At 72.2% G+C, this 8,877-nt stretch carries 10 protein-coding genes; 8 read left to right on the top strand and 2 right to left on the bottom strand.

Going from position 1 to position 8,877, the window contains the following annotated elements; translation table 11 throughout:
• Positions 1-150: 150 nt before the first annotated feature.
• A complete protein-coding gene (locus GEV28_RS40620) occupies positions 151-741 on the top strand; it encodes a pentapeptide repeat-containing protein (RefSeq protein ID WP_291419454.1) in 591 nt (196 codons plus the stop codon).
• A gap of 33 nt (positions 742-774) precedes the next feature.
• On the opposite strand, the gene GEV28_RS40615 is transcribed toward GEV28_RS40620, so the two are convergent.
• Complete coding sequence (locus GEV28_RS40615) at positions 775-3,504, bottom strand: glycohydrolase toxin TNT-related protein (RefSeq protein WP_291419452.1); 2,730 nt, start codon at positions 3,502-3,504, stop codon at positions 775-777.
• A 145-nt stretch (positions 3,505-3,649) separates the two neighbouring features.
• Between GEV28_RS40615 and GEV28_RS40610 the strand changes: the two genes are divergently transcribed.
• The 5 genes from GEV28_RS40610 (at position 3,650) to GEV28_RS40590 (ending at position 7,456) form a co-directional block, all read left to right on the top strand.
• Positions 3,650-4,558 carry a DMT family transporter gene (locus GEV28_RS40610; protein ID WP_291419450.1) on the top strand — a complete coding sequence of 303 codons (909 nt, stop codon included), beginning with the start codon at positions 3,650-3,652 and terminating at the stop codon, positions 4,556-4,558.
• A gap of 13 nt (positions 4,559-4,571) precedes the next feature.
• Positions 4,572-5,426: a bifunctional methylenetetrahydrofolate dehydrogenase/methenyltetrahydrofolate cyclohydrolase gene (locus GEV28_RS40605; RefSeq protein ID WP_291419448.1), complete on the top strand. Its 855-nt coding sequence runs from the start codon at positions 4,572-4,574 to the stop codon at positions 5,424-5,426.
• 146 nt (positions 5,427-5,572) lie between these two features.
• Positions 5,573-5,815, top strand: coding sequence for a DUF3017 domain-containing protein (locus GEV28_RS40600; protein WP_291419456.1), 243 nt, complete (start codon positions 5,573-5,575; stop codon positions 5,813-5,815).
• 109 nt (positions 5,816-5,924) lie between these two features.
• On the top strand, positions 5,925-6,908 hold the full coding sequence (locus tag GEV28_RS40595; protein ID WP_291419446.1) for a malate dehydrogenase: 984 nt from the start codon (positions 5,925-5,927) through the stop codon (positions 6,906-6,908).
• A 146-nt stretch (positions 6,909-7,054) separates the two neighbouring features.
• Positions 7,055-7,456 carry an SsgA family sporulation/cell division regulator gene (locus GEV28_RS40590; protein WP_291419444.1) on the top strand — a complete coding sequence of 134 codons (402 nt, stop codon included), beginning with the start codon at positions 7,055-7,057 and terminating at the stop codon, positions 7,454-7,456.
• A gap of 92 nt (positions 7,457-7,548) precedes the next feature.
• Here the strand turns inward: GEV28_RS40590 and GEV28_RS40585 are convergent, their stop codons facing one another.
• Positions 7,549-7,731, bottom strand: a complete 183-nt coding sequence (locus GEV28_RS40585; RefSeq protein WP_291419442.1) for a DUF1918 domain-containing protein — start codon at positions 7,729-7,731, stop codon at positions 7,549-7,551.
• Between the two features lie 43 nt (positions 7,732-7,774).
• Between GEV28_RS40585 and GEV28_RS40580 the strand changes: the two genes are divergently transcribed.
• Complete coding sequence (locus tag GEV28_RS40580) at positions 7,775-8,425, top strand: spermidine synthase (protein ID WP_291419440.1); 651 nt, start codon at positions 7,775-7,777, stop codon at positions 8,423-8,425.
• Between the two features lie 80 nt (positions 8,426-8,505).
• Positions 8,506-8,721, top strand: a complete 216-nt coding sequence (locus tag GEV28_RS40575; protein WP_291419437.1) for a hypothetical protein — start codon at positions 8,506-8,508, stop codon at positions 8,719-8,721.
• The last annotated feature ends 156 nt before the right edge of the window (positions 8,722-8,877 follow it).

Raw genomic sequence — 8,877 nt, 5'->3', positions numbered from 1 at the left:
CCACAACCCGAAAGGCCCTCGACACAGCCGGCACACCGCAGGTCGGCGGAGCGAACACGCCCATACACGCCAACACCACCAACAAGATCAACAAATCGAACGCAAGATCATCCATCAGCGGCGTGAAAGACCGAGGCTAGAGTGCCCTCCATGACCGAACGTGGCGAGGACTACCGGGACGCCGTACTCACCGGGCAGCAGTGGACGCAGCGCCACTTCGAGGAGTGCACCTTCGTCGAGGCCGACCTCCGCGGCCTCGTCACCAACGGATGCACCTTCGAAAACTGCGACCTCACCCGCGCCGACCTCGGCGAGTCGCGCCACCAGTCGAGCGCCTTCCGGTCGTGCACGTTCAACCGGACCACGCTCACCGACAGCGCCTTCACCGCCTGCAGCCTGCTCGGCTCGATGTTCGTCGAATGCCGCTTCCGCCCGTGGACCATCTCGGACAGCGACCTCACGATGGCCAGCCTCACCGACGCCGGCCTCCGCAAGACCACGCTCGCCGGCCTCCGCCTCCGCGAGTCCAACCTGATGGGCGCCGACCTCCGCGACACCGACCTCCGCGGCTCCGACCTCTCCGGCGCCCGACTCACCAACACCCAGTTCGCCGGCGCCGACCTCCGCGGCGCACGCATCGACGCCAACGGCTTCGTCCACGCCAAGCTCGCCGGCGCGCGCGTCGACCTGGACATGGCCGTGGCGTTCGCCGCGGCCCACGGCCTGCACATCGAGCCCTGACCGCAGCCGCTGACCGCAGCCGCCGACCGCCGCCTAGCCGCGCGGTCGCTCCCGCCCGTTGACCTCCACCAGCCGACCCGACGCCACCAGCTCACCGATGGCGTCCGGCAGCAGGTACGCGGTACCGCCACCCGGCTGGTCGAACCACGGGATCGCCGCACCCGTCAGGACCTGGACCGGCTGGCGCACCCGATAAGCGTGGTACGGACGCTCCACCCACTCCGGCACCAGCGACCGCTCGCTGAACGGCGTGCCGACGGCGTAGACCAGGTTGCCGTCGTCCTCGCCGAAGCGGTCGATCTCGGTCCCGGGCTCGAGCTCCACCAGGCGCTTGCCGCGGAACAGCGTCAGCGGCGGCTCGCCCGGCAGCGGGCTGATCGGCCAGTCCTGGTTGCCCGGCGGCGCACCTGCCGGCTCCGGACGACGCATCGGCTCCGGACGCGGCGGTTCCGCACGGGGCGGCTCGGTCCGCATCGGGACCGGGTCGAAGCCTGGCCGCAGCGGGTCGGCACCCACCTGATCCGGCCGCGGCTGATCCGGTCGCACCGGATCCGGCGCGCGACCGTGTCGGCCCGAGTCGGGTGGCTCGAAGTCCCCCCGACCCGGCTCGGCGAAGTCCGGCCGACCGGGCTCGGTGAGGTCCGACCGGCCCGACCCGGCGAGGTCCGGCCTGGCGAACTCGGTCCGGTCGAACCCCGGGCGGTCGGGCTCCGCACGGCCGAAGGGCGAACCGTCGGCCTCCTCGCGACCGTTCGCGGAGTCGTACCGGCCGAACCCGGCCGGCTCGGCGTCCGCGTGGCCGAAGTCCGAGCCCGCTTCCGGTCGACCGAACTGGCCAGGGCCGGAACGCTCAAAGTCCGCCGCGGGTCGGCCGAAGTCCGGTCGCTCCGAACCGCCGAAGTCGGCCTCCGCGGGGTCGGGCCTGCTGTGACCGGACCGCCCGGGCCCGGGCTGGCCGAAGTCCGGCCGGCCGAACGCGGCGGCGGCCGGCTCGGCGGCCTCGAAGTCCGGGGCGCCGAAGTCGGACCGGCCGTCGTCGGCGTCGGGCAGGCTGCGGCGCCCTCGGCTGAACCCGGGGCTCTCCTCGTGCCGGCTGAACGTCGTGGCCTCAGCGCCGAAGCCAGCGGGTTCGGCGTCGGAGCGGCGACTGCGCCGACCGGACGCGGCCGGCTCGGCGTCGGTCCCGCCGATGTCGGCACCGGGCCGGAAGCCCTCGGGCGCGTCGCCGCCGGCCGGGCGGTGACCGAACTCCGGGCGTTCCGCGTCGGGATCGGTGAACGCGGCCGGCTCCGCGCCGAACTCGGAACGGCCGTTGTTCGGCCGGTCGGGACCGGCGAAGCCGGGGCGGAAGCCGGGCCCGGCCGGCGCCGCGTCGGCGCCACCGAAGTCGGGGCCGGGGCGGTCGGCACCCGGGCCGGGACGAGCGAAGTCGGCCGGCGGGGCGACCACCGTCGGCATCGGCGCGGGCGCAGGCGGCGGCATGTGCGGCCGGTCCGGCGCGCCCTGCCACCGGTCGGCGTCCAGCAACAGCTTGCCCAGCAAGAATGCCGACGCGTCCGCCACGTCCTCGAACATCGCGGGCGCCACGAAGCCGTTGTCGAACCACCCGACCCGCCAGCCCTCGTCCGTGTGCTCCATCGTCCACGCCTGGCCGGCCGGCGGGCCGATCCGGAACGCCGACTCCGGGATGCTCAGCTCGGACAGCCGGGAGCGCAACGCGTCCACCGTGACCCCGGGCGGGCCCTGGGACGGCAGCGCGGCCGGCGGCATACCCGAGGTGTCCGGCGGCCGGACCAGCTGCGTCGCGGTGGCCGGGACCGGCATCGCGCGGGTCGGCGCGGGCGGTCGAGGCGGACCACCAGGGCCGGGACCAGGGCCGGGTCCACCGAGACCAGGACCAGGACCGGGACCGCCGGGACCGCCGGGACCGACCGGGCCGGGACCAGGCCCCCCGGGCCCGGGAACACCGAGGAACGCCGCGGCGGCACCCCGCACGGCCTCGTCGATCGACGGCACCTGGAAGCCCTGCCGCGCGATGTGGTCGACGAGCTCCGGCTCCGGCGGAATGTCGTGGTCCCGCAGGTAGTAGTTCACCGCGGCGGGCCAGATCCAGGTTCCGTCCGTGTGGAACGCGACCGGCACCGAAGGCCGGCCATCCGGATCGAGCCGGTCCACGTCGTAGCCACGCCCCGGCCCGGTCAGCGGCGCCGAGTCCAGGTACTCCAGCACGTCGTGCACATCCGGCGGCGACACCGGCGGCCGGGAGACCGAGGGCCGCCCGTCCGGGCCGGGTCCGTCGAAGATCCGCGCCACCCGGAACCGCGGCGGCGGCGCCGAGGACATCCGGCGACGCAGCCAGGACGGCACGTTGTCGTCGGACCGCGGGAACAGCCGGATGTCGTCCGGGTAAGCCTGCGGCGGTGGCGGCATGTCCCAGGTCGGCTCCTCGCGGTCGTACTCGAGGTTGTACGACGACGGGTGGTCGAGCCGGTACCGTGCGTTGAACCACGTCCCGCGCCCCTCGCGGTACATACCCCCACGCAACCGAGCAAAGAGCCCGTGCAAGTCCGACGGCATCGTCCACGGCTCGGTCCCGCCATCGGTGTAGACGACCTTGCCGGTCGCCTCCGAGTAGCGCCCCACCGCGCGGTAGTCGACGGTCAGCTGCTCCCAGTCGTCCGGCGCGACCCGCAGCATCGCCAGCCCGATCTGCTTGACCAGGGCGTCCTGCTCGGTCGGGGTTAGCTGGGTCGGTTGTGCCACACTCACATCTTCCCTTGTCGATCCGGCAGCGGCTCGGCAAGCCTGGGCAAGCTCTGTACCTGCCCGGTCGCGCTCACCGCAAGACCGTGGGCGAGGATGTCGACACGTGATCTCCTCACCACGTCATCCGCTCGCACGTGTACGGGTGGCGGGAGCCGCCCTCACCGCGGTCGGCGGGGTGGCACTCGCCGTTCAGGGCCGGGTCAACGGTCAGCTCGGACACGTCATGCGCGACGGCGTCTTCGCCGCGCTCATCTCCTTCGGCATCGGCACCGTCCTGCTGGTCGCGGCCGTGTCGATCACGCCATCGGCCCGCGCCGGTCTGATCCGGCTCCGGACCAGCGTACGCGGCGGCCGGCTGCGCCCCTGGCAGTGCCTCGGCGGCGCCTGCGGAGCCTTCCTCGTCACCTCCCAGGGGTTCACCGTCTCGATCTTGGGGGTGGCGGTGTTCACCGTCGCCGTCGTCGCCGGGCAGGTGGTGGCGAGCCTCGCTGTCGACAGGGCGGGTCTGGGCCCGGGGGAAGCCCAGCCGATCACCCTGCCCAGGGCGGTCGGCGCGCTCCTCGCCGTCGTCGCCGTCGTCATCGCCGTGTCCGACCACGCGGCGGTCGAGGCGGGCGGACTCTGGTGGGCGCTGCTGCCCGCCGTCGCCGGCCTCGGTCTCGCCTGGCAGACCGCGGTCAACGGCCTGGTCCGCGTCGAGGCCGGCAACATCGTCGTCCCGACACTGGTCAACTTCTCCGTCGGCACCGGTGTGCTGATCATCGCCGCGCTGGTCGACCTGGCCGTCAAGGGCGTTCCGGACGCTCCGCCCGGCGAGTGGTGGTACTACGTCGGCGGCCTGCTCGGCATGGTCGCCATCCTCACCGCGGTCACCGCGGTCAGGTTCACCGGCGTCCTCCTGCTCGGCCTCAGCTCGGTGGCCGGCCAGCTCACCGGCGCCGTGCTGCTCGACGTCTTCCTGCCGACCGCCGGCGGCGGCCTGTCCACCACGAGCCTCATCGGCACGGCCATCACGATGGTGGCGGTCGGCATCGCCGCGATCCGGCGGTGAGAGGATGGCGGGCGTGACCGCGACGATCCTGGACGGCAAGGCCACCCGCGACGCCATCTTCGACGACCTCCGCAAGCGCGTCACCGCGCTCGCCGACCGTGGCGTGGTGCCGGGCCTCGGCACGGTGCTCGTCGGCGACGACCCCGGCTCGCACTCCTACGTGCGCGGCAAGCACAACGCCTGCGCCAAGGTCGGTATCAACTCCATCCGCCGCGACCTCCCCGCGGACACCACGCAGGCGCAGCTCAACGAGGTCATCGACGAGCTCAACGCCGACCCCGCCTGCACCGGGTACCTCATCCAGCTCCCGCTGCCCGGCCAGCTCGACGCCGGCGCCGCGCTCGAGCGGGTCGACCCGGTCAAGGACTCCGACGGCCTGCACCCCATGAACCTCGGCAAGCTCGTCCTCGGCGAGACCGGGCCGCTGCCGTGCACGCCGGTCGGCATCATCGAGCTGCTCAAGCGCTACGACGTGCCGATCGCAGGCTCGGGAGTCACCGTCGTCGGCCGTGGCGTCACGGTCGGGCGCCCGCTCGGCCTGCTGCTCACCCGCCGCAGCGAGAACGCGACGGTGACCCTGTGCCACACCGGCACCAAGGACCTCGCGGCCGAGGTGCGGCGGGCCGACATCGTCGTGGCGGCGGCCGGCAACCCCGCGCTGATCACCGCCGACATGGTCAAGCCCGGCGCCGCGGTGCTGGACGTCGGCATCACCAGGACGGACCAGGGGCTGGTCGGCGACGTGCACCCGGACGTCCGCAAGGTCGCCGGCCACCTGGCGCCCATGCCCGGCGGCGTCGGCCCGATGACCATCGCCATGCTCCTGACCAACACGGTGAATGCCGCCGAACGGAGCTTGTCGGAGTGAGCATCGACACCGAACGGAGCTTGTCGGAGTGAGCATGGACACCGAACGGAGCTTGTCGGAGTGAGCATCGACACCGAACGGAGCCTCGACCGGTGACCACACCCCAGCGCCGCCGGCACCCGGTCCTCGCGCACCTCCCGTTCGGGATGGTGCTCGCGGTGGTCGCGCTCGGCCTGTTCCGGATCATCCTCTACCACTGGCGGCAGGGGACGGTGCTGATCGGCGCCGCGCTGGTCCTGGCCGCGGCGCTGCGCGCACTGCTTCGGACCGACCAGGCCGGGTTGATCGCCATCCGCAGCCGGGGGGTGGACGTGCTGACGTACGCGGGTTTCGGCTTCTGCATGATGGCCGTGGCCCTCACGATCGAGGGCGGCCCGCTCAACGACTGAGGGCCCGGCACGGCACATGTGACGGTGCGCTCCCACGACCCGCCGCGTCGGGGTGGCTTGCTAGCCTCCGAGCACCGGTTCTCACGTCTCCGTCGGGAGGGTCTTCCCCGTGGCAAGCAAGGCTGCCGTCAAGGTCACCGTCACCGGTGCCGCCGGCCAGATCGGCTACGCACTGCTGTTCCGCATCGCCTCCGGCCAGCTGCTCGGCCCGGACACGCCCGTGCGGCTCTCGCTGCTGGAGATCCCGCCGGCGCTGAAGGCCGCCGAAGGCACCGCTATGGAGCTCGACGACTGCGCCTTCCCGCTGCTCGCCGGCGTGGACATCACCGACGACCCCAAGCACGCCTTCGACGGCGTCGACGTGGCGCTGCTCGTCGGCGCCCGCCCGCGCACCAAGGGCATGGAGCGCGGCGACCTCCTCGAGGCCAACGGCGGCATCTTCAAGCCGCAGGGCGAGGCGATCAACGCCGGTGCCGCCGCCGACGTCCGCGTGCTGGTGGTCGGCAACCCGGCCAACACCAACGCGCTGATCGCCCGGTCGCACGCGCCGGACGTCCCGGCCGAGCGGTTCACCGCCATGACGCGGCTCGACCACAACCGCGCGCTGTCGCAGCTCGCGGCCAAGCTGGGGGTGTCGGTCACCGACATCTCGAAGATGACGATCTGGGGCAACCACTCCGCCACGCAGTACCCCGACCTGTTCCACGCGGAGGTCGGCGGCCGGAGCGCGGCCGCCGCGGTGGGCGACGACGCCTGGCTGCGCGACACGTTCATCCCGACCGTGGCCAAGCGCGGCGCGGCCATCATCGAGGCGCGCGGCGCGTCGTCGGCCGCGTCGGCAGCCAACGCCGCGGTCGACCACATCCACGACTGGGTCGACGGCACCGGGTGGACGTCGATGGCCGTGGTGTCGGACGGCTCCTACGGCGTGCCGGAGGGCCTGGTCTCGTCGTTCCCGGTGCGCTGCGCCGATGGTCGCTGGGAGATCATCCAGGGCCTGGAGATCGACGACTTCTCCCGCTCGAAGATCGACGCGTCGGTCGCCGAGCTGGTGGAGGAGCGCGACGCGGTTCAGAGCCTCGGGCTTATCTAGATCGGCAGGTCGGGCGTTACCGGTGTGGCGGCGCTAACACCGGATAGCGTGAACGTCGGTTCACTTCGCATCACGACCGAAGCGCCTGGTCATCTCTCCCTCGACCGACCCGCACCCAACGGCGGATCGAAGGAGGAGGGCCAGACATGACCAACGAAGCCATCCACGCAGAGCTCGTGTCGCTCTACGACGGCACGACGCCGGTTCGTTCGCGCTGGTCCTACCGTGCCGACCAGCCGTTCACCGTCACCGCCGCGTTCCAGACCGAACGCGACCGCTGGGTCGAGTGGGCCTTCTCGCGGGACCTGCTCGTCGAGGGCCTCACCGGCCCGGCGGGCGTGGGCGACGTCCGGCTGCACCCGGAGTTCGAGAACGGCCTGGCGATGCTGGTCGTGGAGATCGAGAGCCCCGAGGGCTACGCCGAGCTGGAGCTCGACCACGAGGGCGTCGCCAACTTCCTGGCGGCGACCGAGAAGATCGTCCCGTTGGGCGAGGAGGGCACCCACTTCGACGTGGACGCCCTGATCGACGAGCTGACCCGAGTCTGACCGGGCGCGGTCCACGAACGGCGCCTTCCGGCCCTGGATCCCGGAAGGCGCCGTTCGCCGCGTACGTCAGGTCCCCGGCCCGAACCGCGTGGTCAGGTGGACTCGACCACGCAGTCCGGGCCGGGGAAGACCAGGCTCTCGTGGCCGTCCGGGAAGCGCACCAGGTAGGGCGGCTGCCCGTCGTCACCGCGGACCTCGACGATCTCGGCCAGATGGTCGGGGTTGCCGACGTTGCGACCATGGACATGTAGCCGGTCGCCAACTGTCGCTCGCATGTGGAACCACCTCCGCCTCGACAGCGTAGCTACGATCACCGGAATGAGCGAAGAGCCCGTCGTCCTCGATCGTGTCGACGGGGTCTGCGGAGAGCTCGTTCTGCGCCAGGTCGGCGACGACTTCGAGATCATCGCCAACGGCGTGTTCATCATGGACACCCGCAACGGCGCGTCGGAGCGGCTCATGGTCGCCGCGGCCGCCGACCGGATGCCGCCGGGGCGGCTCCTCCTCGGCGGGCTCGGCGTCGGCTTCTCGCTCCGGGCCGCGCTCGACCACCCGCGGGTCGGCGAGGTCGTCGTCGTGGAGCGGGAGCCCGCGGTGCTCGCCTGGAACCACGGCCCGCTGCGGTCCCGCCACGAGGACGCCTTGGCCGATCCGCGCGCCCGGTGCGTCGAGGCCGACCTGCTGGCCTGGCTGCCGGCGTCCGGCGGGCGGTTCGCCGGCATCTGCCTCGACATCGACAATGGTCCTGAGTGGACGGTCACGGACGGCAATGCCGCGCTCTACGGCGACGCCGGCCTCGACATGCTGGCAGGCGCCCTCGAACCCGGCGGGGTGCTGGCGGTGTGGAGCGCGGGTGCGAGCCCCGCGTTCGCGGCGCGGCTGGCCGCTCGGTTCGGCACCGTCGACATCCTCTCGGTGCCCGTTTCCCGGGGCGAGCCGGACCTGGTTTTCATCACCCACGTTCGGTAATCCGATCGAGATCGCCCATCCGGTAACCAAAAGCCGGAGTGTCACGACTGATCTGGATATCAGGTCTGGAGGTGCGGCCGATGCTTCGTCACCGCCCGCACCGGGTCGCCCGCGGCGTGCTGTTACATCCCGCCTTCGGGTGGCTCGCCCTGGCCGCGCTCTACCTCGCGGGAGCCGTGCTCAACCTCCTGCTCGCGATCAGCACGGCCCGCATGTGGCCGCTCGTGCTGGCCGTCTCGCTCATGGTGGTCTCCGGGCTCTGCGTGACGGCGGCGGCCCGGAGCCTCCGCCGGTAGCCCTCAGTCCCGGCACGGTAAGGGCTTGGAAATGAACAACACGCTCAACTGGGTGTGTCGGTCGGGCTGATGGTGTAGTTCCATTCGCCGTGCCACTCGTGTGGGGTCAGATACCGCGCGAGGAGTGTTCTCATCTCACGATCGGTGATCTTGATG

The organism is Actinophytocola sp., assembly GCF_009379765.1.
GTDB lineage: Bacteria > Actinomycetota > Actinomycetes > Mycobacteriales > Pseudonocardiaceae > Actinophytocola.
The sequence above is the reverse complement of the archived record's forward strand: the minus strand, read 5'-3'. Positions and strand labels throughout refer to the sequence as shown.